Source organism: Peribacillus sp. Bi96 (assembly GCF_918698115.1).
GTDB lineage: Bacteria > Bacillota > Bacilli > Bacillales > DSM-1321 > Peribacillus.
In genome coordinates this window covers 95,959-121,403 of record NZ_CAKKLV010000006.1, presented here as the reverse complement: position 1 = coordinate 121,403, position 25,445 = coordinate 95,959, and the positions used below count along the sequence as shown (strand labels likewise).

Here is a 25,445-nt window from a genome sequence, read left to right as displayed (position 1 = left end):
CATGGAAACCTTTCATCATCAAACCTTATTGTAAGAAAAGTATAACGAAAAACCCCTGACATGAATAAATATGTCAGGGGATTTGATCGTCTATTTTGAAGAAGCAATCTCATCTTTTGGAATGGACAGGACCTTTTCTTTCTTTTCTAGTAAATTCATTCGCATTACGACATTCTGGAATATGCCCATTGAAAGCATGAGCAATAGTAAGGAAGATCCTCCATAGCTGATGAACGGAAGGGTGATTCCAGTAATGGGAATGAGCCCTGTCGCACCGCCGATGTTGATGCCAACTTGAATGCCGATCATGGATGAGATCCCGATCAATAATAGGCTTCCAAATGGATCTTTACATTTTGCTGAGAGTATAAAACCCCTAAGGACGATAAACCCAAGTGTCAATAGAACGAAGCCTACACCGAATATTCCAAGTTCTTCTGCAATGACGGCAATGATGAAATCCGTATGTGATTCAGGCAGGTACCCGTATTTTTGTACACTGTCACCAAGTCCCACGCCTGTAAGGCCTCCTGATCCTATTGCATACAAGGAATTCACGAGCTGATACCCATCTCCTCCCTCTTGACCAAAAGGATCTGCAAACCCGGTAAAACGAGACACTTTATTTTCAGAGAAAACGGATGACAAATTTCCTGTCACGATTACTCCCAATGCAAATATTGTAACGAATATCGCAATAATCAATGAGAGTTTGAAAATACTCTTAAAAGTCATTCCGGATGAAAAAATCATCGTACTGGAAATTAGGAAAATGACGGCTGCCGTTCCATAGTCAGGTTGAATCCCGATTAAAAAACAAATAAATACGAGAAAGAAAATCGGGGGGATGACGGCTTTATCAATGCTATTGATTCGATCCTGCCTTTTTCCGTAAATGGCTGCCAGATAAATGATCATGGCCAACTTGGAAAATTCCGCAGGTTGAATCGATTTTGTCCCTAACTTGAACCAGCTTGTGGCATTTCCTGCTGTATGGCCGAAAATAAATAGCAGCAAAAGGATACCGGCCATTCCAAACATCATAGACATCAAGAAAATTTTGTTTTTGTACATCTTATAAGGAAGAATCATCGTCACGATCATTGCCAGGAATGAGATGATAAAAGCCGTTTTTTGCTTTTCGAAGAAGAAATCCATGGGCTGGCTGTACCGAGCAACAGCCGTAATCATGCTTGCACTATAAATCATGACTATACCAAACAAACAGAGTAATACGACAGCGATGAAAATAGGGAAGTCGTATGCTTTAATTATTCTTTTCACTTGTGCGCTCACCTCAAATATGTATGCGCGAAAAATTCGCCTTCTTATATAGTAACGGAAAATCAGTTATATAGATAATAATATTTATTCGATAACATGAATTTATCCTTCAAGAGCCAATAGTAAACATTAAATCTGATAAACTAGTCTAACGGATTTCCTTTTTGCTTATAGTCGAATTTGGATTCCTAATACATTACCTTCGATAGCAAACGTGAATACTCCTTTTAATAATGAATATTTTTTTACTATATATTCCATTTTAGCAGTGCTATAGAGATTACTATAAAAGTTTATTGCTGACAAGGATGGAGTTCATGGGTTTCACCAATTGAGTTGTAAAACGTGCTGTAATGTCGCGAATCCTGTATATGAATTTGTTTAAAATGAGTAACTCATTTTAATAGGTATACTTATTTTAGCTCCGATTATGTGGCAGGGAATCGGACAGGGATTTTATGAAGAGAGGGAAACGGTTGTGAACCTGGTTCCATTCGATTATATTATACAGGCTGCTGCGACTCTGGCATTATATAAAGAGGGTTCAGGGAAAAACCTAGTACAGGTAGTGAAGTTTATGAACGCTTCTTTGAAGTATAAAAATGATAGGGAGCACTAATAAAAATAAGGTAAAGCAAGGGGAGTAGTTATGGAAGAATTAAATGACAAGTTGGAAGTGTTTTCTCCAGCAACAGGTGAGAAGATTGCGGAAATCGTCCCAACGCCATTGAAGTCAATTCCTCATATATATAAGAAATCAAGACATGCGTTCCTAACATGGTCGAATCTTCCCATCAATGAAAGGCTGCACTATTTAAAACGTCTTCGTTTATTGATGGTTGAAAAAATGGATGAAATAGCTGAAGCCATTTCAAAAGATACGGGAAAAGTTAAAATCGAAGCGCTAGTTGCTGATATCATGCCGACTATTGATGCGATCAAGCATATAGAGAAACATGCAGTGAAAGTTCTTTCCGGACAAAAAGTCACCACCCCACTCTTGTTAATTGGAAAAAAGTCATATGTCCATTACATGCCACGCGGAACGGTTTTTGTCATTTCACCATGGAATTATCCTCTGCAATTGGCGATGGTGCCCATTCTTAATGCACTTGCAGCAGGAAATACAGTCATCGCCAAACCATCTGAGGTGACTCCTTTGGTTGGGGTGTGCATGGAAAACCTGTTTCTTGAAGCTGGTTTTCCTGAAGGAACTATACAGTTTGCCCATGGGGGAAAAGAATTGGGTGCAGCGTTAACTGAACAAAAACCAGACTATATATTTTTTACTGGTTCTGTAAGGACCGGAAAAATGATAGGGGAGGTTGCAGCAAAACAGCTAATACCCACAACCCTGGAGCTTGGCGGGAAGGACCCTATGATCGTGCTGCGTGATGCTAACCTGGAACGGGCTGTGAACGGGGCACTCTGGGGAGCTTTTACAAACAGCGGCCAGGTTTGTATGAGTGTTGAAAGGGTTTATGTGGAGCGTCCGGTTTATAAGGAATTCCTGGCGTTGCTTAAAGAAAAAACGATGTCCTTGAGGCAGGGGATACAATTAAAGGATGATATCGGTTCAATGACTTTTCCTGCTCAAGTTGATATTGTGGCTGGACACCTGGAGGATGCATTGAATAAGGGGGCGGTACTTGAGGCTGGAACTTCACCTAAAGAGTGGAATACGGGGCAGACCCATTTCATTCCGCCGACGATTCTGTCCAATGTCGATCATTCCATGAAAATCATGAAAGAAGAAACGTTTGGACCGGTGTTGCCTGTTATGCCTTTCGATACGGAGGAAGAAGTGGTCGCTTTTGCAAATGAGAGTGAATATGGACTCAATTCGAGCGTATGGACGTTGGATGAGGAAAAAGCAATTCGGATTGCGTCACAGTTAATAACAGGAGCGGTGACGATCAATGATGTGCTGATAACGGTCGCTAACCATCATTTACCATTTGGCGGTGCGAAACAAAGTGGCATTGGCCGTTATCATGGCGAGCAGGGATTGAAGATTTTTTGTCATGAAAAAGCGATCATGATCGACAAAGGTAAAAAGAATACAGAAATACAATGGTATCCTTATGAGGGGAAATACACGAGGTTTTTATCGCTGTTCCAGAACTACTTTTCTGCAAAACCTAACTGGGTAAAGTTTGGGCAAGAATATTTGCAATTGATTAAAATATCCAAAGGGAAACGAAAATGATGGTTCCGTTATAAAAAAGATTGTTATTTTCATAATGTCCGCGTATACTATTAATATACTTAATAACTGATTTTCCTTTATCAAAGGGGAGTAGCGTTAGGGTTCGCCCTAAAACAAAGTCGTCATTACGTGAATGGAAACATTCATCGGCTTTGTTGACATGTTTTCATGTTCAGCAAGACCTTTGCCTATACGGCAGAGGTCTTTTTATTTTGCCAATGCCGATAGGAGTGGGAATAAAACTATTGGAGGTTGAATGAATGGAAGCATCAATATTATTGGAATATGGCTGGGTCCTTCTTATCTTGGTTGGTTTAGAAGGAATACTCGCTGCGGATAATGCAGTTGTCATGGCTGTCATGGTTAAGCATTTACCAAAGGAACAACAACGTAAAGCTTTGTTTTATGGTTTGATGGGAGCTTTTGTTTTCCGTTTTGCAAGTCTATTCCTTATTTCCTTTCTTGTCGACGTGTGGCAAGTTCAAGCAATCGGTGCCCTTTACTTACTTTTCATTGCTTTTCAGCATATTTACAAGAAATACGCTGGTAAAGGTGAGAAGGAAGTCACTAAACCTAAGAAGCAATCTGGCTTCTGGATGACAGTAGTAAAAGTTGAAGCTGCCGATATCGCTTTCGCAATCGATTCCATGTTGGCTGCCGTGGCGCTGGCTGTGACACTTCCTGCAACAGGCTGGATGAAGGTCGGCGGTATTGATGGTGGGCAATTTGCTATTATGTTCCTCGGTGGTATGATTGGATTGATCATTATGCGATTTGCAGCTAATGGATTCGTAAAATTGCTTCATCAGCGTCCTTCACTTGAAACGGCAGCATTTTTGATCGTAGGTTGGGTTGGGGTGAAATTAGCGGTATATACACTTGCACACCCTTCGCTAGCTGTTATCGATCACCATTTCCCTGAATCAGCTCTTTGGAAATCGATTTTCTGGGTCGTATTGATTGGAATAGCGGTAGGTGCATGGATCGTTTCAAGCAAAAAAGAGAAAAAAGAAAAACATATACAAGAAGCATAAAAAATGGGTGTGCTTGCCACGCCTCAGTTTGTAGACAAAAAGGTTACGGAATGGTTCCATTCCGTAACCTTTTTGATTTTTTATTGGATGTTAAGCAGTTAATGGCTGGTGCTTTGTAAGCAGCATCTGCGGTAACAGCTTTAGCTTTACCAACTTTCTCATTCACTCCTGCGGGAATATGCGTCCAAGGGAGACTCAGCAAGCGCAAAACGTGCCGAGGGCAGACCGCCCGCTGAAAGCGAGTGCCTGGAGTGGAACAAATTTTAAAGCCCTAAAAAATTTAGACACAATTATTATCGAGTGCTAGTCAGAGTCATTATCTTTATAGATCAAAACAGTTTTTTAATATCGATTTATGGAGATTACCCACAAAAGTCCATGCATGTTTACGAATGATATGTTTAGATGTAAATATTAAATTCCGGTTATAAAAATGACAATTGTCCCATGGATTTGTAAAAACGGCGGAAAAAGATATTTTACTGTAATTGCACTGTAATAAACGAGAAAAAACTAAGTATTTTATCATGTGGATATATTATGTGATTTTATTTATATCGCAAAAATAGTTCTTTTGGTACTGTCTTTTAGTCTCCCTCCGCTTAAGATAAATATGTTGATGCGTATTTTATGTTCAACAGGAGCGAGGTGAGCAGATGCTTGGTTTGTTGTTTACAGCATTCAAAAAAAAGCGTTCTTTAGAAGAAACCGTATTGAAAATTCAACAAGGCGATTTAAGCCTTCGTAATGATACAATAGAGTCATTCAAACCATTTATAGCAAAAACCGTCTCATTAGTTTGCAAGCGTTACATATACGAATCAGATGATGAATTTAGTATAGGAATGATTGCTTTTAATGAGGCAATCGACAAATATTCCCCGGAAAAAGGCCGTTCTTTATTGGCATTTGCCGAAACCCTCGTTAAACGAAGGGTTATAGACTATTTAAGAAGCCAGTCGAAACGCAAAGAAATCCTTCTGGATCTATCTTTGAATGATGATGATGATAATCAAAGCCACATATATATCGATAATGAAAATTCGATTCATGAATACGAGAAGCAAAAAGAAACGGAAAAAAGGAAAGAAGAAATTCAGCTTTATATAAACCATCTACAGGATTTTGGTCTGTCATTTGAGGATCTCGTTGAAAACTCTCCAAAACATGCGGATGCTAGGAAAGGAGCTATAATGATCGCTAAAATGTTAATGGACGATGACGAACTGAAAGAAATCCTGTTTGCAAAAAAGCGACTGCCAGTGAAACAGCTTGAAGGAAAAGTGGATGTAAGCAGAAAAACGATTGAACGGAACCGAAAGTACATCATTGCTGTGGCAATCATAATAAACGGAGATTTTTTGTACTTGAATGATTATATTAAAGGGGCTATCAATGGATGAAAAAAGGAGTTATTCTTTCAGTTAATAAGAGTTTTGTTACCCTATTGACCCCCGAGGGTGAATTTCTAAAAACCAAAAGACAGGAACGTGTATATGAAGTGGGTGAAGAAATCACTTTTGCACCTGTTAAACAAAAGGTCTCTTTTTCCTTGCCCAGCTTTCATTCATCTTTCAAAAAAAAGGCCGTGATAAGCATTGCCTCTACCTTTCTGATTCTTTTTTTGATTCTTCCATCGTATTTCTCTGGTCATGTGTCGGCATATATGACAATAGATGTGAATCCTAGTATTGAATTGGAGCTTGACGATCATTTAGAAGTGCTCAAACTTACCGGCTTAAACGCAGACGGCAAGCTTGTGATTGATCAGCTGAAAAATTGGAGAGGTAAGGATATTAAGGCGGTTACAAATCGAATCGTTGCAACGACGAAGCAACTTGGATATTTGAAAGGAGAAAAACAAATAGTTGTTTCCACAACTGTATTGGATAAAGATAAAAAATTCGATAAGAACTTAAAAGAAGAGATAAAAGAAATATCTGAGCAGGATAATGTTTCAAAAACAAAGATGAAAGTGATTGAGGCAACAAAAAAAGATCGGGAGCAAGCAAAGGAACAAGGAATATCCACAGGTAAATATGTCGAAAAGAAGTTGAATGAAGATACAGAAAAGGTAAAAGTGAATAAGAGAGAACCTGTACCAGCAGCACCTGAAAAAAAAGTTGAGGAAAAGGTCGATAGTTCGACTGAGAAGAGTGCAGCGCAGAGCAATAAGAGCAGTTCGGACGAAGAAAAGAAAAAAGAGGACAATTCAAATGAAATAAAACAAAAGACTGTAAAGGAAGCCAAACCAATGGTACGGCAAAATCTAGAAACGGTTCCTGCCCCAACTAAAGAAAAAACCAATAGTGAAGATAAAAATGAAAACCGGAATGAGATAAATGACTTTAAGAAAAAAAATAAGGAGCCAAAAAGGGAATCAGTTAGTAAGCACAGCACCCAAAGTAACCACAGCAGTCAAAGCACCCGAAATAATCACAATCTCCAAAGTAACCACAGTAACCAATTAAGGGACAAACAGAAAAATGAAAAGGCAGATAAAAAGCTTGTTGAGAGACGATATCCAGACAAAGAAAAGGGAAGAGAAAAAGAAAAGAATAAAAACGATCATAGTAAGCACGAAAATAAAAAAGATAAACAAGAGAGGGATAAGTGGAAACGGGGTAATGGGAATGATGAAAACAAGCATGGACGCAATAATTAAAAAGAGTCCAGCACGGAGCTGGACTCTTAGCCATGGATATTCAATTGTGTTTTGAATTATTGACCTTTAAGTTGTGATTGAGCTTGTGCTACAAGTCGTTTCGTAATTTCTCCGCCAACTGACCCATTTGCACGTGATGACGTATCGGAACCTAATTGTACACCGAATTCTGATGCAATTTCATATTTGATTTGTTCTAATGCTTGTTCAATTCCAGGAACTAGAAGGTTGTTGCTGCTGTTGTTAGCCATTTTAAATCTCCCCTTTACTTTTCAACGGCTTTTGCCGCTGTAATGATAGTATAAGTAGAATCAAGAGTTTTACTTACATGAACAGCATCAAATTTATTGGTAAACCTGCCTTATTGTTGTATGTAAGTTAGTTTCAAAAGAGATTGGAAAAAAGAATGAAAAAAGGGTAAACTAGAGTTTCAATGGTTATGTGATCCACATAACCATAAAGGAGTAAGAAAGGAAACTCTTAATGGTTGCTATTAAACAAATATTATCAAAGTTAACACCAGCACAGCTTATCGTCGGTTATTATTTTTTAGCTGTGAGCATCTCGACAATATTGCTGAGTCTGCCGGTTGCTCTAAAACCTGGGGTTGAGTGGAAATTCATTGACGCACTATTTACAGCTGTCAGTGCAGTCAGTGTTACAGGCTTAACCGTAGTCAGCACGCCTGATGTTTTTAGTGAGGCTGGGTACTTCATTCTGATGTTCGTTCTCCAATTTGGCGGGATTGGCATCATGACACTCGGAACCTTTTTCTGGCTGATATTGGGCAAGAAGATAGGCCTGAAGGAAAGGCAATTGATCATGACGGATCAAAACCAATCGAATCTGTCGGGTCTTGTTAAATTATTGATCCAAATCATTCAGATATTTGTCGTAATTGAAATGATTGGCGCCCTTGTTTTAGGGGTTTATTTTTTGAATTATTTTCCGAACTGGAAAGACGCCTTTATAAATGGTTTATTTTTGGCTATCAGTGCCACTACGAATGCTGGTTTTGATATCACCGGTATATCGATGATTCCTTTTAAAGGGGATTATTTTGTACAGTTCATCACGATTATTCTACTTACTCTTGGAGCCATCGGGTTTCCGGTCTTGATTGAGTTGAAAGAATTTTTATCCAATAAGGCCCGTACTTATAAGTTTCATTTTTCTTTGTTCACGAAACTGACATCGGTCACTTTCTTTTCCTTGATCATTGGGGGAACGATTCTGATATTCCTGCTGGAAATGAATGGGTTCTTAAAAGATAAGAACTGGCATGAGTCGTTCTTCTACTCTTTATTTATGTCATCCAATACGCGAAGCGGCGGGTTAACAACAATGGATGTGAGCGATTTTTCGGAACCAACCCTTTTAGTGATGAGCATACTGATGTTCATTGGAGCATCCCCAAGTTCAGTCGGTGGGGGGATCCGTACAACCACTCTGGCTATTATGATTCTCTTCTTATGGAATTTCATGAGGGGGAGGCGCTCCATTAAAGTATTCAAACGGGAGATTCATCCTGATGATATCAGAAAGGCGACTGCAGTTATGATTATGGGGTCGCTCCTATGCATAATGGCCGTCTTCATTTTAACGATTACCGAGAATTTTACCTTAACTCAAATTATTTTTGAGGTATGTTCGGCTTTTGGATCAGTTGGACTTTCGATGCAAGTAACGCCTGATCTCAGTAATACCGGTAAAGTTGTCATTATGATCATTATGTTTATTGGACGGGTCGGGATCACGTCCCTCCTGTTTATTATAGGCCACAAAGAAGTTACGGAAATTTATCATTATCCAAAAGAGCGCGTCATTATTGGGTAAGGAGATAGCAGAACAGAGACCTTTCCATCGTGGAAAGGTTTTTTGTCTTATTAGCAGGAATCAAAGATAAAATGTTGAAATTTACCTATAAGTGAGTTATCTAACGTATTTATATACTTTATGCTCAATTTGAACCCTTACTTGCCTGGAATTCGATCGGATGAAGTTTATATCATTTTCGTAAAGGAGGTGGAGGAAATAAAGAAATATATTGGAAGGATCATTGTTCCTGCCCTGTTCTTCATATTGTTATTGCCCTATTTAGGATGGCTGGATCATGAAGAACGCAGGTTTTCCGCCTTTGAAGGAATATACTTAATCGTCAGTTTATCCATAGCTTGGTGTTTGGGTGCTATCTATGATAATAAACGGAAAACAATTGCTTTATTACAAGATAGCGAAGGACGCTATCGTATTTTCTCCAAGTACTCCAAAGAATTGGTCAATAGCTTCAATGAGGTTATTTTCCAAACGGATGAAAAAGGAAAATGGCTGTATTTAAACCCAGCATGGAAATCGATGAGTGGTGCAACTGTAAATGAATCTCTCGGGCTGCACTTTTCTAAACATATGGATAACACTTCTTATCAAGCCGTATTAAAGGCGTTTGCGGAATCATTTCATCAAGGAAATAAATATTTTCGAGTGGACATTAAACTGAATGATTCAAAAAAGGGGACAAGTTGGGTTGAAGCATTCGTAAAACTGATTTACGATGACGCAGGGAAATTCATAGGGACGGCAGGAATATTATCGGAAATTAATGAACGGAAACATGCAGAAGAAAAGCTTGTAAGCCTTAACGAACATTTGGCGATCACCTCAAGCAAGTTATCAACAGCTGCCCAACTTGCGGCAGGGATTGCACATGAGGTCAGGAATCCAATGACAGCTATATTAGGATTTGTAAAGTTGATTAAAGATGGCAATGCCGATAAACAGGAATACTATGAAATAATTTTTTCAGAAATAAACCGGATCGAGCAAGTTCTTAATGAACTCTTGTTGCTTTCGAAACCGACTGGAGCGTTTTTTCTTGAGAAGGATTTAAAAGAAAGCTGCAACCATGTCGTAACACTGTTGGAGACAAACGCCGTACTGAACAATATTCAAATTCATAAAAATTATGATACAGAACCTATTTTCCTTTACTTTGATGAAAATCAAATCAAACAAGTACTAATAAACATGATAAAAAACTCGATAGAATCGATGCCGAACGGCGGAAATATATTTGTTAGTGTATATGAAAAAAATGGGGAAGTTTATGTAAGCATTTTGGATGAGGGGGAAGGTATTCCGGAAAACTCCCTTAAAAAAGTGGGAGAACCGTTTTTCACTACCAAATCCTCAGGAACAGGATTGGGTCTTTCCGTTTGTTTTAAAATCATCGAAAAGCATGGTGGCAAAGTTTTCATCACAAGTGAGCTAAAAAAAGGCACGAAAATCGTATGTGTATTCCCTGCCGTCCAACCAAAGGATATAAGCGGGAACAATACTGTCCAGGGAAAGGAGCTTGAACAATCAGGAAAATAAATAATTAATTGTCTGAAAAATCGGAAAATAAGTAACTAATTATTGGAAAAAACGGAAAATTGCGTGTATACTGTAAAAGTGACAACATACTAACCGGTTAGTTAGTTTAAAAGGGGGAATTCATTTTGAATTTTGAACATTCTCAAAAGGTGAAAAGTCTGGAAAAGAAGTTAAGGGAATTCATGGAAAAGTACGTCTACCCCAATGAATCCGTATACAAAAAGCAACTAGAATCACAGGGAAGCCGATGGAGTGAAATACCGCCAATTTTATTTGAATTAACCGCAAAAGCAAAGGAAGAAGGATTATGGAATTTATTTTTACCTGATAGCAGTCATGGAGCGGGTTTAACAAATCTAGAATATGCACCGCTTTGTGAAATCATGGGAAGGTCGATGATTGGACCCGAAATCTTCAATTGTAATGCGCCGGATACCGGAAATATGGAAGTGTTGGTGAGGTACGGTTCAGATGAACATAAGGAACGCTGGCTGAAGCCGTTACTTGCTGGGGAAATCCGCTCATGCTTCTCTATGACAGAACCAGACGTAGCTTCTTCAGATGCGACCAATATTGAGTGCAGGATTGAAAAGTCAGGAAATGAATATGTCATAAACGGCCGGAAATGGTGGTCCTCAGGAGCAGGCGATCCCCGTTGCAAGATTGCCATTGTCATGGGCAAGACGGATCCTGAAGCCACCAAGCATGGACAACAGTCCATGATTCTTGTACCGCTAGATACACCGGGTGTCAAAATCGAGAGAATGCTTCCTGTTTTTGGTTACGATCATGCACCGCATGGCCATGCTGAAATCAATTTTGAAAATGTGAGGGTTCCTGCTGAGAATATTCTATGGGGGGAAGGCAAAGGGTTTGCGATTGCCCAGGGAAGACTCGGACCTGGGAGGATACATCATTGCATGAGGCTGATAGGGGCTGCTGAAAGAGCACTTGAAGAATTATGTAAGCGCATTCAAGGTCGTGTCGCGTTTGGAAAACCTTTGGCTAGACAAGGTGTGATCATGGAATGGGTGGCTGATTCACGGATTGAAATCGAACAAGCAAGGCTTCTGACTCTAAAGGCTGCCTATATGATGGATACTGTCGGGAACAAGGAAGCGAAGGCGGAAATAGCCATGATTAAAGTGGTTGCACCGAATATGGCATTGAAAGTGCTGGATCGGGCCATTCAAGGGTTTGGAGCTGCGGGGATCTCCGATGATTTCCCTTTTGCTGCACATTGGGCAAATGCCCGGACGTTGAGGCTTGCTGATGGTCCGGATGAAGTGCACCGGTCACAAGTAGCTAAAATAGAACTTCGAAAATACCAACAGAAGCATGAGGTGAAGATATGAAAGTTACCGACCTATTCGATTTGACTGGTAAAACGGCAATCATAACCGGTGGGGGGAGGGGGCTGGGAGAACAAATAGCGACCGGCTTTGCCGAAGCAGGTGCCAATGTCGTTCTTTGTTCCAGGAAGAAGGAAGCATGCGATGAAGTTGCCTCTCGCTTGCAAAGTATTGGAGTCAGGGCACTTTCCTTCAAGTGTGATATCACCAATCCTTCAGATGTACAGGAAGTCGTTAACGAAACTTACCGGGAATTTGGTTCCATTGATATTTTAGTGAACAATAGCGGGGCATCTTGGGGAGCTCCAGCTGTCGACATGCCACTGGAAGCCTGGCAGAAGGTGATGAATGTCAATGTAACTGGAACCTTTATCATGAGCCAGACTGTAGGCAGGGTCATGATTGAACAGGGACATGGAAAAATCATAAACATCGCTTCTGTCGCTGGATTAGGAGGGACGGACCCGAGGGTGCTTGATACGGTCGGATATAATACGAGCAAAGGGGCGGTCATTGTTTTAACAAAAGATTTAGCTGTAAAATGGGGCCAGCATAATATCAATGTTAATGCAATCGCACCTGGATTCTTCCCGACAAAAATGAGTAAAGGGGTGCTTGAACAAGGGAAGAATCCGATCTTGGATTCCACTCCGCTTAAAAGGTTAGGGAGTGAGGATGATTTAAAAGGTGCAGCGGTTTTCCTAGCTTCAAAAGCATCTGATTATGTGACTGGTAATATCTTGATTGTTGATGGGGGTTCGCATGCAATGTAATGAAAAGTAAGTAAATATGGCTGGAGGGTATGGAATGATGAACGAAAAAAAATGGCTGTCCGTTTATCCTGATTCAATATCAAAGGAAATAAAGGTTCCTGAGTTTCCGATGCAAAGAATTCTTGAACATGCATATGAGTCCTATCCAAACAATACAGCTATTACTTTTTATGGTCGGAAGATTTCTTATCAGGAACTTTTTCATGCGTCGCAAGCCTTTGCTTCAGCCCTTCAAAAAAAAGGTGTCCAAAAAGGCGATCGCGTCGCCATCATGCTGCCTAACTGTCCCCAATACGTCATTGCGTATTATGGATCTTTGACCACAGGAGCGATTATCACACAAATCAATCCAATGCTGGTTGAAAGAGAGTTGCAGCATATCCTACAGGACTCCGGGGCAGAAACGATTGTGGTATTGGACGGTTTATATCCGAAAGTCAAAAGTGTGCAGCAGCACGCAAATGTGAAAAATATTATCGCAGTGAGCCTGCAGCCATCGGAAGCAGATTTCCAACCTGATGCATCCTTTGATCAATTCATGAAGTCAGGAGACGGAAAAATCAATCCAGTAACGATCGACCCGGAAAATGATATAGCCGTTCTTCAGTATACGGGAGGAACGACAGGCCGTTCAAAAGGGGCAATGCTGACGCATGGCAATATTCTGGCTAACGTTGTTCAATCGTATGAATTCTTCAAGCATGAATTAAAAATGGGCTCAGAAAGAACGTTGTCGGTCATACCGCTTTTTCATGTTTTTGGAATGACCTCGGCCATGAATTTATCCGTGTATATAGCGGGGGATTCAATCATGCTGCCACGATTTGAAATAGAGGAAGTGCTTGAAACGATAAAGCGTGAACAGCCGACGACTTTTCCTGGTGTACCAACCATGTATGTAGCGTTGACGAATCATCCTAAAGCAGAAGAATATGGAATGGGCTCCATACAGCTCTGTAACAGCGGAAGTGCACCTATGCCCGTGGAACTCCTACGTGAGTTTGAACGGAAATCAGGTGCGAAGATATTGGAAGGCTATGGTCTTACGGAAGCTTCGCCAACAACGCATTGTAACCCCGTATTTGCCGAAAGAAAGCCTGGGAGTGTCGGGATTGGTATCCCTTCGACTGATTATAAGGTGATGGATCTAGGTGACGGGACAAAAGAGGTGGCCCCCGGCGAGATGGGGGAATTGGTCGTCAAAGGACCACAAGTGATGAAAGGTTACTGGAATATGCCAGAGGAAACGGCTGTGACTCTTAGGGATGGTTGGCTTTATACGGGTGATATCGCCAAAGTTGATGAAGAAGGATATCTCTTTATTGTCGACAGGAAAAAAGATTTGATCATCGCAAGTGGTTATAATATTTATCCTCGTGATGTGGAAGAAGTTCTCTATGAACATCCTGCTGTCCTGGAAGCGGTTGTCATCGGAGTTCCGGATGCGTATCGAGGAGAGTCGGTTAAAGCGGTGCTAGTACTTAAAAATAATCAAAAGGCAAGCGAACGGGAAATCATCGATTACTGCCGAGCAAACCTATCGGCATATAAAGTTCCGCATGTCGTCGAATTTCGTGAGGAGTTACCGAAAACAAATGTCGGAAAGATTTTAAGGCGTGCTTTAAGAGAAGAATTTTCCAGGAGATAAGTGGATTTGATAGTACGAAAGCGTATGGTTTCAATTCAGCTGAAATTTTAACAGATTGCGAGGATGCTTACATGAAAGAAAAAATGACAGAACATAGCATACGCTTATTCGAAAAGAAGGGCTTTAGTGAAACGTCGATTACTGATATCGTCGAATCGGTTGGGGTTACGAAGGGAACGTTTTATTATTACTTTACGAGTAAAGAGCAGTTGCTAATGGATATTCATCTCGCTTATATTGACGAGTTGCTTAGTGAGCAGGAAAAAATCATTTTGGACCCTGAAAAAAGTTGTAAGGATAAGCTTTTTGATATGGTGTATATGCTTTTAAAAAGCATTAAGACTAAAAAGTCAAGCGCAATGGTCTTTTTCCGCGAAATGAAAAATCTAAGTGATGAAAAACTGGCACAAATCCTGCCTAAGCGAGATCTGTTCCGTAATAAAATCGAGCAGGTACTGATTACTGGCATCGAGAGCGGAGAACTGCGGTCCAATCTCGATGCATCCATCATCTCTTTTGCAATATTGGGTGTGGTCAATTGGAGCTATCATTGGTTCGACCCAGAAGGGGAAAAAAATGAACAGGAAGTGGCACGTATTTTCATGGAGATGATTCTACAGGGGATTGAAGCGTGATAGAGGTTACATACTAACTAGTTAGTAGAGGGGAGATAGATGACATGACCAACAAGCAAATTCAATCTATAACCGTAATTGGAGCTGGCCAGATGGGGCATCAAATTGCGATGCTCGCTGCACTTGGAGGTTACGAGACGATTCTTCAAGATGTTCAAGAAAAAGCATTGAATGAGGCCAAGGAAAAATTGGATGTTATTTTGACTAAGTGGGTTCAAAAAGGAAAATTGTCTGAAGATCGTAAATTGGCAGCTTTTAGTCGACTTCAATATACGACGGATTTGGAGAAAGCGGCCAGTGGAGCTGATTTAGTCATTGAAGCGGTTGTCGAAAAGCTTGAAGTGAAACGTGAAGTTTTTGCTAAACTGGAGGAATTGGCACCAGCAGAAACCATTTTTGCTACGAATAGTTCAACGATTGTCAATAGCTTGCTTTCAAGTGTGACAAACCGTCCGGATAAGTTTATTAATATGCATTTCTTTTTTCCACCTCTAATTATGGATTGTGTTGAGGTTGTCATGAGTGATCAAACATCAGAAGAAACAGCAAAGCTAGCGATGGAAGTCACCCAGAAAATGAATAGGACAGGTGTTTTATTAAGGAAAGAAATATCGGGATTCGTAGCCAATCGGATATTGGGTGCACTGCAGCGTGAAGCTTTATATTTGTATGAAGAAGGAATTGTGGACTATAAGGATATCGATCTAATTTGCAGAAAAGCATTAAGCCATCCCATCGGCCCTTTTGAACTGATGGATTTATCAGGAATTGATGTGGGGTATTTTGTCATGCAGCAGCGATATAATGAAACAGGGAATCCAGAAGATAAGCCAAATGCATGTATAGAAGAAAAAGTGAAACAGGGACATTTAGGAAGGAAAACTGGTAAGGGTTGGTATGAATATCCGAATCAAGGAGTGAAGAATTGATGCCAAAGTTGATTAGATTGGAAAACGAAAATAAGCTTGCAATCATAACCATTGATAATCCTCCATTAAACGTAATCAGCAGACAAGTATTCAGGGAATTGGGAGAAATATTCACAGAACTTTCAAATGATGATGAAATTGTAGCAGTACTGATAACTGGTGGAGGCAATATGGCTTTTGCGGCTGGTGCAGATATAAAAGAATTCCCAACCATGATGGGAAATCCGAATATCAAAGAAAGAGTCAAGGAAAGTCATGCGGTCTTAACCAAAATCGACCAATTCCCTAAACCTACGATAGCCGTATTAAACGGGTTGACTTTAGGAGGCGGATGCGAACTGGCTTTGGCCTGTGATTTGCGCGTTGCCGAAACACAGGTTCAAATTGGCCTGCCGGAAGTCAAATTAGGGTTATTTCCAGGAGCTGGTGGTACACAGCGATTGTCCAGACTTGTTGGAAACGCCAAAGCAAAGGAAATGATCTTTACCGGTGATCCAATTGATGCTAAAGAAGCGGAAAAAATCGGGCTCGTCAATAAAATCGTCGAGCAAGGCTGTGGCTTATCAGAGGCGAAGATTTTAGCCTCAAGAATGACGAGGCACTCCCTTCAATCACTGTCGAGAATCAAGAAGGCGATCAATGAAGGAAGCGAGGCAACGCTTGAACAAGGTCTAGAAATTGAAACGGATCTTTTTGAAGAAATCTTCCAAACTGAAGATGTGAAAGAAGGGGTCTCTGCATTCTTGGATAAGCGTAAACCTGCTTTCGTTCATCGATAATCTAGGAGGGATTTTATGCATGAATTAGAAGTCAACGTCCGTTTTTCCGAAACGGATGCTTTGGGACACATCAATAACACAAACTATTTCATATACCTGGAAGAAGCACGTATAAGATTTTTTGAAGCTTTGGGTCTGACGACAAATGCCGAATCATGGAATTTTTTGTTAGCTTCCACAAAATGCGATTTTATTGCACAGGGATATTTCAATCAACTCTTGACCATTAGAACTTCTTTGACAAAGGTAGGTACGAAAAGCTGTGATATGGCCCATGAAATCCTTTGTTCACAAACTGGTGCGTCCATTGCCAAGGGGAGTGCGGTTTTAGTCTTTTTTAATTTTTCGAATCAAAAAAGCGAACCTATTCCGGAAATGATTAAAGAAAAGCTCATCTTACATCTTGTTCATAATTAAAATGGTAAAAGTCTAAAGGGGTGGAATAATATGGTTGGTGATGCAATTCCAGTTCGGCCTGGCGAGGAGCTTAATCTTGATGCATTAGAAGATTTCCTCAGAAAAAATGTGTTGGACCTTCCCAAGGAAAAGTTAGAACTGCAACAATTTTCAACGGGCTATTCCAATTTGACCTATCAGCTGAAAATGGGGGAGTGGGAGGCTGTACTGAGAAGACCTCCGCTTGGTCCTGTTGCTCCAAAGGCACATGATATGAAACGTGAACATCATATCCTTTCACGAATCAACCCGTATTTTCAAGCTGCTCCAGAGCCTATCCTTTTTTCGGATGATGAATCAATTGCTGGTGCCCCTTTTTTCCTGATGGAAAGGAAACATGGAATTGTAATAGATACTGAATTTCCCGAGGGAATCGAGCCTACTTTTGAACGATGCCGCCAGCTTTCTAATGTATTGGTCAATCGGCTGGCAGATCTACACTCCATTCCCCATGAGAAAACGGGATTAGCGGAAATCTCCAAACCTGAGGGGTTCATCGAAAGACAAGTATACGGCTGGATTTCCCGATATGAGAGAGCAAAGACTGATGAAATCAAAGAAGTGGCGCCGCTTATCAATTATTTGAAGCAGAATATCCCAAAATATAGCCAGACCTCCATTATCCATTATGACTATAAGATCAATAATGCAATGTTTAATCAAGATCTTAGCGAAATGGTTGGACTATTCGATTGGGAAATGTCCACAGTTGGCGATCCACTGGCAGATCTAGGAGTGGCTTTAAGCTATTGGACGGAAAGTGGTGATCCAGAATTAATCAAATTCGGTTTGGGCCAAGCGTCCATCACTACTTTAAATGGTTTTCTGACACGAAAGGAATTTATCGAATCGTATGCAGCGAGAAGTGGAAGGGATGTTTCGAATGTCGATTTTTATTTAACCTTTGGTTACTTTAAGTTAGCTGTCATCCTTCAGCAAATCTATTATCGATATAAAAAAGGCCAGACAAGTGATCCCCGCTTTTCCAAACTTGGAAAAACCGTAAAAAGCTTGCTCACCCATGCAGCAAATGTAGCAGTGGAGGAAGTTTAATAAAATGGGGCATGTACAACACATTCATTTGTTATTAAAAAAAGAAGAGATAGATAGGGAAAAGCTACAAGAAGGGGAGAAAGTGGCAGTCATCCTGGATGTCCTGTTAGCGACTACGACGATTATTTCAGCACTTCATAATGGAGCACGCCAGGTGATACCTGTCATGGATCCAGGAGATGCCCTATTGAAAAGCCAGGAATTGAAACAAGGAGATTTTCTAGTGGCAGGGGAACTGAAAGCAAAGCCTGTTGATGATTTAATCTATCCCAGTCCGACGCTATTGAGTAAGTTGGTACGTGATAAAACGCTAATATTGTCAACAACTAACGGAACGGTTGCGTTGAGAAATTCTGCAGCCGCTAAGAAAGTATATATCGCCTCTTTGCTGAATAATCCATCTGTTGCAGAAAGAATAAAAAAACATCATCAAATAGAAACGATCATCATCGTATGTTCAGGAAACTCAGGTGAATTCAGTCTGGAAGACTTTTATGGGGCAGGTCATCTGATAGATTGCATGATTGCTGGATCACAAGAAAGGTTCATACTCAATGATGCAGCAAGGGCTGCAACCACACTTTATCGCACGAACATCGATAATGCTTTCGATATTCTGCAATCATCTTATGTCGGACAGCTATTCGATAAACACAGCTTGGTCGCAGATTTGAAATTGGCTGCACAAAAGGGTTCGATTGACCTTGTTCCAGAGTTGGTGGATGGACGAATCGAAGCTGAATTGAAAAAGCAGGAAACGTAGTATCAAAATCATGATAAGGGGTGAGGGGCATGAGGTTTTCACAAGCAATAGCGGTGGTGACTGGTGCTGGATCTGGGATTGGGAAAGCTACAGCGCTGCGCTTATCGGACGAAGGGGCAAAGGTATTATTGGTAGGGCGGACGAAAGGAAAGCTGAAGGAAGCGGCGGCTGAAATCAATGCCCGGCATACTATTCCCATGGCCGATATTTTCCCTGCAGATGTGACGGACGAGGATGATGTAAAAGATCTTGCCATGTATGTAAAGGAACAATATCGTGACCTTCACATTTTAATCAATAACGCAGGTGGATCAAAGTCCTCGAAGCTTTTGGATACAACTGCAGATGATTGGGAAATGATTCAGCATGTCAATCTGAAAAGTGTCTTCCTTGTTTCCAAGTACTTGGGGAAAGTGATGGTAGAGGGAGCGAGCGATGGAAATGAAAAGCCCGTCAACCGGGCAATCGTGAATGTCGCTTCACTGTCAGGACATCAAGCAGGAGCATTCATCCCCCACTACAGCTCGGCTAAAGCCGGCGTAATCAGTTTAACGAAATCATTGGCACTGGAACTGGCATCAGCTGGCATTCGGGTCAATTCCGTTTCACCAGGTTTTATTGAAACGCCATTAACAGAAGATGGATTGCAAAATGAAAAATTTGTAAAGTCGATTCAACGAAACACGGTACTGGAAAGAGTGGGGAGAGCTGAGGAAATTAGTAATGTCATTACATTTGCTGCTTCCCCGGAAGCGTCATATATGACAGGGTCCGATATTTTGGTGGATGGTGGCTGGTTGATCAAGTAGAAAAAAAGGGGATGGGTAAATGTTAAAAGAACACTTATTAACAGAAGTAATCGATAACGTATTGATCCTGACTTTAAATCGTCCTGAGAGCTTGAATGCCTTTAGCCCGGATATGATTGCAAACCTAACGAAAGAGATAAGAGATGTTAAACAAAAGCCCCATATAAGGGCCGTAGTCATCAAAGGGGCGGGACGATCATTCACGGCAGGAGGAGACGTGAAGTCGATGGGGAAGGCCTCTGCAAGTCAATTGTATGATCATGTCGGCAGAATGAATGAATGCATTTTGGCCCTTGATGCTTCTGAGGTTCCCGTAATCGCTGCCGTCCATGGATTTGCGGCAGGGGCCGGTTTCAATTTGGCACTCGCTTGTGACTTGATCGTCGCTTCAGATGATAGTCAATTTGCCATGAGTTTTTCACAGGTAGGCCTGATTTCAGATGGAGGGGGTTCGTATTTTTTACCAAAGTTAGTTGGCCCACATCTTGCAAAGCAACTCTTCTTTTCAGCGGAACCGATTTCTGCTGAGCGCTTATATACGTTAGGTATCATTAATTATATATATCCACTCCATCAACTTGAAGAGGAAGTGCTAAAACTTGCGAATAAGCTTGCAAACGGCCCGACAAAAGCATTTGGAATGATGAAAAAACTCGTCAGCCATTCATTTACGGCTACACTGGATGAAATGCTCGAACAGGAGCGAATTACGCAAACCTTGATGGCCTCCACAGAAGATCATCTAGAGGGAGTAGCTGCATTCAAAGAGAAACGAAGACCGGAATTTACCGGAAATTAATAAGGGAGGGACAAGGATGAGAGCCATTCAATTTGAAAAATACGGCGGACCGGAAGTACTGAAAATGACGGAAAAGGAAAAACCCGTACCAACTGGCCATGAAGTGCTGATAGAAATAGATTGTGCCGGCGTCAATTATGCAGATACGGCCAGAAGGGAGGGGCAATATGTAGTACCTACGCCGCTTCCGTTCATTCCAGGTGCAGAAGTGGCAGGTGTAGTGGTGGAAGTTGGTGGGAAAGTGACCAAAATCAAACCAGGTACAAGGGTCGTGAGTTTAATCGAATCTGGTGGATATTCTGAATATGCCCTATCTGATGAATTCTCTGTCATTCCGCTTCCTGATGCCATACCGTTTCATGAAGCTGTTGCCCTCCCCCTTCAAGGTCTTAGTGCCTATCATATTCTAAAGACGATGGGACGTCTGCAGCAAGGGGAATCCGTTTTGGTACATGCTGCAGCAGGCGGAGTGGGAACGATTGCTGTTCAGCTTGCCAAAATCTTCGGTGCTGGAAAAGTGATAGCAACCGCCAGCACCGAGGAAAAGTTGGAATTAGCTAAAAAGATGGGGGCAGATGAACTAATCGATTACACTAAAGAAGGCTGGGAACTAAAAGTGCGTGAGGCCACAGGTGGGAAGGGCGTTGATGTGGCCCTTGAAATGGCTGGAGGAGACATTTTCAATAAAACATTGAAATGTTTGGCGCCGTTTGGCCGCCTTATCGTTTTTGGTAATGCCAGCCGGGAGGCTTATAAGATGAACCCGCAGCAATTAATGAGGCGGAATCAATCCGTCGTAGGTTTTTTCCTGCCGCAGATCATGAAAACCCCAGAATTGCTGTTGCCTAGCATCGAGGATCTTTTTTCTTACGTGATGTCTGGCAAGCTTAAACTGACTATCGGCGGTATTTATCCGTTTGAAAAGGCAGCAGAGGTTCATGAAGAAATGAACACCCGTCAAACGAAAGGAAAATTGATTTTGCAGGTTAAATAAAGTAAAGGGGTGTACACCGAATGGGTGATACACCCCTTTGGTTTTAATGGAGATTTCAGGGGTCCCATTGTCCATCGGTTGCCACTCAATCTGTATCAAAGCTAACATCTTTATCAGGATGCATAAAAGGAGGTTGAGGAGCTTTTTTAGCTTCTAAAAGTTCGCGGTTTTCTGTTGAATTCCAGCCAATATCATTAGTGGGGTGAATCCATTCGTCGCCAGCCATGATTTCCGGGTCTGTTTCTTCGCTCCAATTTTCAAGTGGTGAGTTTTCGGATGCATATTTACTATCACCGATGACAACCCCATAATCATTAATAAATGGAGCTTTTGGTTTTATACCTGTTCCTTTAAAGCTTGGTGCATTAATTTGGTGGGGTTGTGTATCAGCCATGATTGGCGAATCCAATTTCTTTTTCATATTGTCTCTCCCTTTTCGTTTTATTTATTTTTCTCGTCTGTCCCTATATTATCCCTGAATAATTTTCGGCCGTTTTACCCCATTCTAAAACGTAAAATTTATTAAAAAGGGTGGATGTCAAATGAAACGGAAAGCAAATGTGGATGGTGCTATCAAAGCAAGTAAGACACCAAAAAGAAACCAAGCCGAAAATGAGTTTTCCAATGAGTTCGCTTTAGAGGAAAACCCAATGAAAGGTGCCAACCGCAATTCAAAGCAAGGCAGAAAAGGAAGAAGTTAATGGATAAAGCCAAACGGAATTCCCAGGAAGAACAGCTGGGAGAACATGTTCGGACTGAATTTGGTATCGAATTCAGCGGCGATATGAATGCAACTAAAATTTATGAAATATTGGCAAAAGAAAATAAAAAGCGTGATAGTAAATAAATGAATAAGGACGGACCCAATTTTGGGATCCGTCCTTATTCTTAAATAATGATGCTCCCAGATTTCGAGAAAGCGAAAATGGATGAGCCTTTACCACTCGGATCAAAATAGGCTAGCATGATCGATGGGTTTTCAACGATTGTTCCCTTCGTTAAATAAGTTTCCAAATCAAAGGGAAGGGCTTCAAGCAATGTGTGTTTGTGTATCTCTTTTTCATTAAGGGCCAAAGCAGTGAAAGTAGGTCCAAGCTGTTCAGGTTTATTTAGGATAGCTTCATAAATCTCTTTCCGTCCCTGTTTATCCAGTGAAGCTTCCCACCATGGTTTACGTGGCTTGTATTTTTGATTTTTGAAATAATCCAACTTCATGAGTCCGATAATGTTTTTCAGCTCGGCTGATTCCCTGGAAGCTAGAAACTGCTGTAGGCGTCGGAACAGGTCTTCAAGTTGATGTCCGATTCGTGACCAGCCTTGTTCATCCCAATAGGTACCGAAATCTTGAAAAAAGTCGAATGGCGATTGAAATACCGTTCTAACCAGATACTCTGTTGTATGATCCATTCTATGGTCGTTCCAGTATTTTTCGAGGACATCTTCTACTTGCTTAATGCGGACAATATCATCGAAGGCTAATACGTTATTTCCAAGAATTTCATAAGGAGCATGATCACTGTAAATATATTGGTGCTCATCGGCACGTATCCTTAAGCCAGTTCCACGGAGCATTTTTAAGAAACCAAGCTGCATTTCTTCAGGCCTTAGTTCGAATACATCATTGAAGGTCTTTCTGAAGGTTTGATAATCTTCTTCAGGTAAACCGGCAATCAGGTCTAAATGCTGATCGATTTTCTGCCCTTCTTTAACCATTGTAACGGTCCGGGTCAGTTTATCGAAATTTTGTCTCCTCATCACAAGGTCATTCGTATGGTCATTCGTTGATTGTACACCGATTTCAAAGCGGAATAATCCTGCAGGAGCATTATTGTTCAAGAACTGGATAACTTCCGGACGCATGATATCAGCTGTTATTTCGAACTGGAAAACCACGCCAGGAAGATGTTCATCAATTAAAAATTGAAACATATCCATGGCATAGCTTCGGCTAATATTGAAGGTTCGGTCAACGAACTTAATGGTCTTTGCACCATTTGCCATAAGGTACCTGATATCTTCTTTAATCTTTTCACGGTCAAAATACCTGACTCCCACTTCAATGGATGAAAGGCAAAATTGGCAACTGAACGGACACCCGCGGCTAGTTTCGATATAAGTGACACGTTTAGATAGATCGCCACGGTCTTCTTCCAAACGATAGGGTGTAGGAAGTGACTTCAAATCAACCTTACCGTTCTGTGGCTGGATGATTTTTTTTCCGTCTTGTCGATAGGCGATGCCGCCGACCTTCTTATAATCGTTTGCACCTTCAATTTCAGATAAAAGGGCCTTGAAGGTAACTTCACCTTCGCCAATGACAATAAAATCGGCCCCGGGAATCTGATCAAGCCATTCACCAACATCATATGTGACTTCAGGTCCTCCGAGAATGATAACCAATTCTGGATTGATCTTCTTCAGCATGGCTACGACTTTCATTGTTTCTTCGATGTTCCAAATATAGCAGCTGAACCCGATGACATCAGGTTTTTTGGAGTGAAGGTCACCAACGATGTTCATAATCGGATCTTTTATTGTATATTCAGCCAGCTGAACATCATAATCCGGCTGGGCATAAGCCTTTAAATATCGTATGGAAAGTGAAGTGTGAATGTATTTTGCGTTAAGAGTACTGATTATTATATTCATGTTAAAGGGCGTAAAAAAACGCCTGTCTCCTTTCGTGTACATGTCTTTTTAAGCAAACAAGCACTAACGAGTAATTTTACCATAGCGCGCTCCATTTGAAAAATTAGTTATTGGTAATGAAGGGGAATCTTTTCAGCTTGCGAAGTATAATGAAAAGACTTCGAAAAAAACGGATAAAGCAGAAAATGCTTTATCCGTTTTATTTCAAAATGCCTGTTTTAAATACTCTTTTGTTTTAATCATGAATCGTTTTGTTTTGGTCGTCTTCAATTCGATGATTGGCTGGGCCATCGTAGCGATCATTTCGCTTGATAATAACACAGTGATCAAGAAAGAGAGGCCGGCGAGCATGATGAAGCTCTCTGTATTACTGAAGTAGTCATGTATAGTGCTTTCACGGAAGAAACGAATGAAGAAGCCGTGTAGCAAATACACATATAAAGTTTGTTTACCCCAATTCGTAAAGAAATATTGTCCGCGTGGGATGAAAGATAGAAAGCTAAACACTGAAAGTATGCTCAATCCGTAAAATCCCAAACGTTTAAACATGGACACGATCGTCGCATCTTCAAGATCGGCATACGGTTTTGAACCGAGAAGCCATTTATAATTGATATCGGTATTTAAATAAAAACCGATAAAAATTACTAACATGATACCTAGTGAAGCCAAACGAACTTTGGGTGTGAATAATTTTTTTAAATGGTCTTTGCTTAAATGGTACCCGATTAAAAACATCGGGAAAAAAACGAAAGTCCTTGAGAGACTAAGATAATTGGAGATATTGTCAATATACCCAATCAATAAAGCGATTAATAAAGATAAAACTATGCCTACTGAAGGCTTAAGCTTTGAAAAACCAAGCAGCATGATGTTCCAACAGAATAAACTGATCAAGAACCAAAGCGACCATTGGGGATCGAGCAAGTCTACAGTGATGGCAGACCGTTCATATAAGAAATAATAGTAAACGGTATATATCAATTGGAAAATAACGTAAGGCAGGATTAATTTTTTTGTAATTTTAGCTAAATATCCTTTTTGATAAAAGCCTTTTGCAAAGAACCCTGATACAAGGATAAAGGCTGGCATGTGAAAGGAATAAATGGTTTTATATAAAGCGTAAATCGTTTCACTGTCATGTATATACGTATTCAGCAAATGACCAAAGACGACAAAGGCCATGAGAATGAACTTGGCGTTATCGAAGAAAAAATCACGTTGTTTCATATTTGCCTCCAT

Annotated in this window: 25 protein-coding genes; 20 read left to right on the top strand and 5 right to left on the bottom strand. The window is 40.7% G+C overall.

Features of this window, described 5'->3' with window-relative positions; genetic code table 11:
- Positions 1–90 precede the first annotated feature (90 nt).
- Positions 91–1,284, bottom strand: coding sequence for an FtsW/RodA/SpoVE family cell cycle protein (locus LQ203_RS10050; protein ID WP_230157617.1), 1,194 nt, complete (start codon positions 1,282–1,284; stop codon positions 91–93).
- 649 nt (positions 1,285–1,933) lie between these two features.
- Between LQ203_RS10050 and LQ203_RS10045 the strand changes: the two genes are divergently transcribed.
- The 4 genes from LQ203_RS10045 to LQ203_RS10030 all read left to right on the top strand — a co-directional run bounded on the left by LQ203_RS10045 (position 1,934) and on the right by LQ203_RS10030 (position 7,192).
- Positions 1,934–3,493: an aldehyde dehydrogenase family protein gene (locus LQ203_RS10045; protein ID WP_230157616.1), complete on the top strand. Its 1,560-nt coding sequence runs from the start codon at positions 1,934–1,936 to the stop codon at positions 3,491–3,493.
- A gap of 260 nt (positions 3,494–3,753) precedes the next feature.
- Positions 3,754–4,527 (top strand): TerC family protein, encoded by a 774-nt coding sequence (locus LQ203_RS10040; protein WP_230157614.1) that lies wholly within the window; start codon positions 3,754–3,756, stop codon positions 4,525–4,527.
- Between the two features lie 656 nt (positions 4,528–5,183).
- The gene (gene sigI / locus LQ203_RS10035) at positions 5,184–5,930 is read left to right on the top strand and encodes an RNA polymerase sigma factor SigI (RefSeq protein ID WP_230157612.1); all 747 of its coding nucleotides are present in this window, start codon (positions 5,184–5,186) and stop codon (positions 5,928–5,930) included.
- The gene (locus LQ203_RS10030) at positions 5,927–7,192 is read left to right on the top strand and encodes an anti-sigma factor domain-containing protein (protein ID WP_230157611.1); all 1,266 of its coding nucleotides are present in this window, start codon (positions 5,927–5,929) and stop codon (positions 7,190–7,192) included. The genes sigI and LQ203_RS10030 overlap by 4 nt, the downstream gene beginning before the upstream one ends.
- 56 nt (positions 7,193–7,248) lie before the next feature.
- Here the strand turns inward: LQ203_RS10030 and LQ203_RS10025 are convergent, their stop codons facing one another.
- Positions 7,249–7,443: an alpha/beta-type small acid-soluble spore protein gene (locus LQ203_RS10025; protein ID WP_230157610.1), complete on the bottom strand. Its 195-nt coding sequence runs from the start codon at positions 7,441–7,443 to the stop codon at positions 7,249–7,251.
- A gap of 232 nt (positions 7,444–7,675) precedes the next feature.
- Between LQ203_RS10025 and LQ203_RS10020 the strand changes: the two genes are divergently transcribed.
- From LQ203_RS10020 to LQ203_RS09955, 14 genes are all read left to right on the top strand, one after another.
- Complete coding sequence (locus LQ203_RS10020; RefSeq protein WP_230157609.1) at positions 7,676–9,028, top strand: TrkH family potassium uptake protein; 1,353 nt, start codon at positions 7,676–7,678, stop codon at positions 9,026–9,028.
- A 141-nt stretch (positions 9,029–9,169) separates the two neighbouring features.
- Positions 9,170–10,564: an ATP-binding protein gene (locus tag LQ203_RS10015; RefSeq protein WP_230157608.1), complete on the top strand. Its 1,395-nt coding sequence runs from the start codon at positions 9,170–9,172 to the stop codon at positions 10,562–10,564.
- 125 nt (positions 10,565–10,689) lie between these two features.
- Positions 10,690–11,919 (top strand): acyl-CoA dehydrogenase, encoded by a 1,230-nt coding sequence (locus LQ203_RS10010; protein WP_230157607.1) that lies wholly within the window; start codon positions 10,690–10,692, stop codon positions 11,917–11,919.
- Positions 11,916–12,689 (top strand): SDR family oxidoreductase, encoded by a 774-nt coding sequence (locus LQ203_RS10005; protein ID WP_230157606.1) that lies wholly within the window; start codon positions 11,916–11,918, stop codon positions 12,687–12,689. The genes LQ203_RS10010 and LQ203_RS10005 overlap by 4 nt, the downstream gene beginning before the upstream one ends.
- 37 nt (positions 12,690–12,726) lie before the next feature.
- Entirely contained in the window at positions 12,727–14,337 is a 1,611-nt protein-coding gene (locus tag LQ203_RS10000) for a long-chain fatty acid--CoA ligase (RefSeq protein WP_290370572.1), read from the top strand.
- 71 nt (positions 14,338–14,408) lie between these two features.
- Complete coding sequence (locus LQ203_RS09995) at positions 14,409–14,972, top strand: TetR/AcrR family transcriptional regulator (protein WP_230157602.1); 564 nt, start codon at positions 14,409–14,411, stop codon at positions 14,970–14,972.
- Positions 14,973–15,016: 44 nt separating this feature from the next.
- Positions 15,017–15,901 carry a 3-hydroxyacyl-CoA dehydrogenase family protein gene (locus tag LQ203_RS09990; RefSeq protein WP_230157599.1) on the top strand — a complete coding sequence of 295 codons (885 nt, stop codon included), beginning with the start codon at positions 15,017–15,019 and terminating at the stop codon, positions 15,899–15,901.
- A complete protein-coding gene (locus tag LQ203_RS09985; RefSeq protein ID WP_230157597.1) occupies positions 15,901–16,680 on the top strand; it encodes an enoyl-CoA hydratase in 780 nt (259 codons plus the stop codon). Before LQ203_RS09990 ends, LQ203_RS09985 begins: the two co-directional genes overlap by 1 nt.
- 15 nt (positions 16,681–16,695) lie before the next feature.
- Positions 16,696–17,097, top strand: a complete 402-nt coding sequence (locus LQ203_RS09980) for a thioesterase family protein (protein ID WP_230157596.1) — start codon at positions 16,696–16,698, stop codon at positions 17,095–17,097.
- A 30-nt stretch (positions 17,098–17,127) separates the two neighbouring features.
- Positions 17,128–18,189, top strand: coding sequence for a phosphotransferase family protein (locus LQ203_RS09975; RefSeq protein WP_230157595.1), 1,062 nt, complete (start codon positions 17,128–17,130; stop codon positions 18,187–18,189).
- 4 nt (positions 18,190–18,193) lie between these two features.
- The gene (locus tag LQ203_RS09970) at positions 18,194–18,952 is read left to right on the top strand and encodes a 2-phosphosulfolactate phosphatase (protein WP_230157594.1); all 759 of its coding nucleotides are present in this window, start codon (positions 18,194–18,196) and stop codon (positions 18,950–18,952) included.
- Between the two features lie 29 nt (positions 18,953–18,981).
- Positions 18,982–19,761, top strand: a complete 780-nt coding sequence (locus LQ203_RS09965) for an SDR family oxidoreductase (RefSeq protein ID WP_230157593.1) — start codon at positions 18,982–18,984, stop codon at positions 19,759–19,761.
- A 19-nt stretch (positions 19,762–19,780) separates the two neighbouring features.
- Positions 19,781–20,560, top strand: a complete 780-nt coding sequence (locus LQ203_RS09960) for an enoyl-CoA hydratase (RefSeq protein WP_230157592.1) — start codon at positions 19,781–19,783, stop codon at positions 20,558–20,560.
- Positions 20,561–20,576: 16 nt separating this feature from the next.
- Positions 20,577–21,554, top strand: a complete 978-nt coding sequence (locus tag LQ203_RS09955) for a quinone oxidoreductase (protein WP_230157591.1) — start codon at positions 20,577–20,579, stop codon at positions 21,552–21,554.
- Positions 21,555–21,639: 85 nt separating this feature from the next.
- Here LQ203_RS09955 and LQ203_RS09950 read toward each other — a convergent pair whose 3' ends face one another.
- Positions 21,640–21,975, bottom strand: a complete 336-nt coding sequence (locus LQ203_RS09950; RefSeq protein WP_230157589.1) for a DUF3905 domain-containing protein — start codon at positions 21,973–21,975, stop codon at positions 21,640–21,642.
- A gap of 121 nt (positions 21,976–22,096) precedes the next feature.
- Between LQ203_RS09950 and LQ203_RS09945 the strand changes: the two genes are divergently transcribed.
- Entirely contained in the window at positions 22,097–22,255 is a 159-nt protein-coding gene (locus LQ203_RS09945; protein WP_230157588.1) for a hypothetical protein, read from the top strand.
- The gene (locus LQ203_RS09940; protein WP_230157587.1) at positions 22,255–22,401 is read left to right on the top strand and encodes a hypothetical protein; all 147 of its coding nucleotides are present in this window, start codon (positions 22,255–22,257) and stop codon (positions 22,399–22,401) included. The genes LQ203_RS09945 and LQ203_RS09940 overlap by 1 nt, the downstream gene beginning before the upstream one ends.
- Positions 22,402–22,442: 41 nt before the next feature.
- Here LQ203_RS09940 and LQ203_RS09935 read toward each other — a convergent pair whose 3' ends face one another.
- Both LQ203_RS09935 and LQ203_RS09930 read right to left on the bottom strand, forming a co-directional pair.
- Positions 22,443–24,203, bottom strand: a complete 1,761-nt coding sequence (locus LQ203_RS09935; RefSeq protein ID WP_230157586.1) for a B12-binding domain-containing radical SAM protein — start codon at positions 24,201–24,203, stop codon at positions 22,443–22,445.
- Positions 24,204–24,407: 204 nt separating this feature from the next.
- A complete protein-coding gene (locus LQ203_RS09930) occupies positions 24,408–25,433 on the bottom strand; it encodes an acyltransferase family protein (protein ID WP_230157585.1) in 1,026 nt (341 codons plus the stop codon).
- Between the last annotated feature and the right edge of the window lie 12 nt (positions 25,434–25,445).

Bases quoted from the DNA above. Each gene is read 5' to 3' on its own strand.
- LQ203_RS10045 (WP_230157616.1), top strand. From the start codon at position 1,934: ATGGAAGAATTAAATGACAAGTTGGAAGTGTTTTCTCCAGCAACAGGT.
- LQ203_RS10040 (WP_230157614.1), top strand. From the start codon at position 3,754: ATGGAAGCATCAATATTATTGGAATATGGCTGGGTCCTTCTTATCTTG.
- sigI (WP_230157612.1), top strand. From the start codon at position 5,184: ATGCTTGGTTTGTTGTTTACAGCATTCAAAAAAAAGCGTTCTTTAGAA.
- LQ203_RS10030 (WP_230157611.1), top strand. From the start codon at position 5,927: ATGAAAAAAGGAGTTATTCTTTCAGTTAATAAGAGTTTTGTTACCCTA.
- LQ203_RS10025 (WP_230157610.1), bottom strand. From the start codon at position 7,443: ATGGCTAACAACAGCAGCAACAACCTTCTAGTTCCTGGAATTGAACAA.
- LQ203_RS10020 (WP_230157609.1), top strand. From the start codon at position 7,676: ATGGTTGCTATTAAACAAATATTATCAAAGTTAACACCAGCACAGCTT.
- LQ203_RS10005 (WP_230157606.1), top strand. From the start codon at position 11,916: ATGAAAGTTACCGACCTATTCGATTTGACTGGTAAAACGGCAATCATA.
- LQ203_RS10000 (WP_290370572.1), top strand. From the start codon at position 12,727: ATGAACGAAAAAAAATGGCTGTCCGTTTATCCTGATTCAATATCAAAG.
- LQ203_RS09995 (WP_230157602.1), top strand. From the start codon at position 14,409: ATGAAAGAAAAAATGACAGAACATAGCATACGCTTATTCGAAAAGAAG.
- LQ203_RS09990 (WP_230157599.1), top strand. From the start codon at position 15,017: ATGACCAACAAGCAAATTCAATCTATAACCGTAATTGGAGCTGGCCAG.
- LQ203_RS09985 (WP_230157597.1), top strand. From the start codon at position 15,901: ATGCCAAAGTTGATTAGATTGGAAAACGAAAATAAGCTTGCAATCATA.
- LQ203_RS09980 (WP_230157596.1), top strand. From the start codon at position 16,696: ATGCATGAATTAGAAGTCAACGTCCGTTTTTCCGAAACGGATGCTTTG.
- LQ203_RS09975 (WP_230157595.1), top strand. From the start codon at position 17,128: ATGGTTGGTGATGCAATTCCAGTTCGGCCTGGCGAGGAGCTTAATCTT.
- LQ203_RS09970 (WP_230157594.1), top strand. From the start codon at position 18,194: ATGGGGCATGTACAACACATTCATTTGTTATTAAAAAAAGAAGAGATA.
- LQ203_RS09965 (WP_230157593.1), top strand. From the start codon at position 18,982: ATGAGGTTTTCACAAGCAATAGCGGTGGTGACTGGTGCTGGATCTGGG.
- LQ203_RS09960 (WP_230157592.1), top strand. From the start codon at position 19,781: ATGTTAAAAGAACACTTATTAACAGAAGTAATCGATAACGTATTGATC.
- LQ203_RS09955 (WP_230157591.1), top strand. From the start codon at position 20,577: ATGAGAGCCATTCAATTTGAAAAATACGGCGGACCGGAAGTACTGAAA.
- LQ203_RS09950 (WP_230157589.1), bottom strand. From the start codon at position 21,975: ATGAAAAAGAAATTGGATTCGCCAATCATGGCTGATACACAACCCCAC.
- LQ203_RS09945 (WP_230157588.1), top strand. From the start codon at position 22,097: ATGAAACGGAAAGCAAATGTGGATGGTGCTATCAAAGCAAGTAAGACA.
- LQ203_RS09940 (WP_230157587.1), top strand. From the start codon at position 22,255: ATGGATAAAGCCAAACGGAATTCCCAGGAAGAACAGCTGGGAGAACAT.
- LQ203_RS09935 (WP_230157586.1), bottom strand. From the start codon at position 24,203: ATGAATATAATAATCAGTACTCTTAACGCAAAATACATTCACACTTCA.
- LQ203_RS09930 (WP_230157585.1), bottom strand. From the start codon at position 25,433: ATGAAACAACGTGATTTTTTCTTCGATAACGCCAAGTTCATTCTCATG.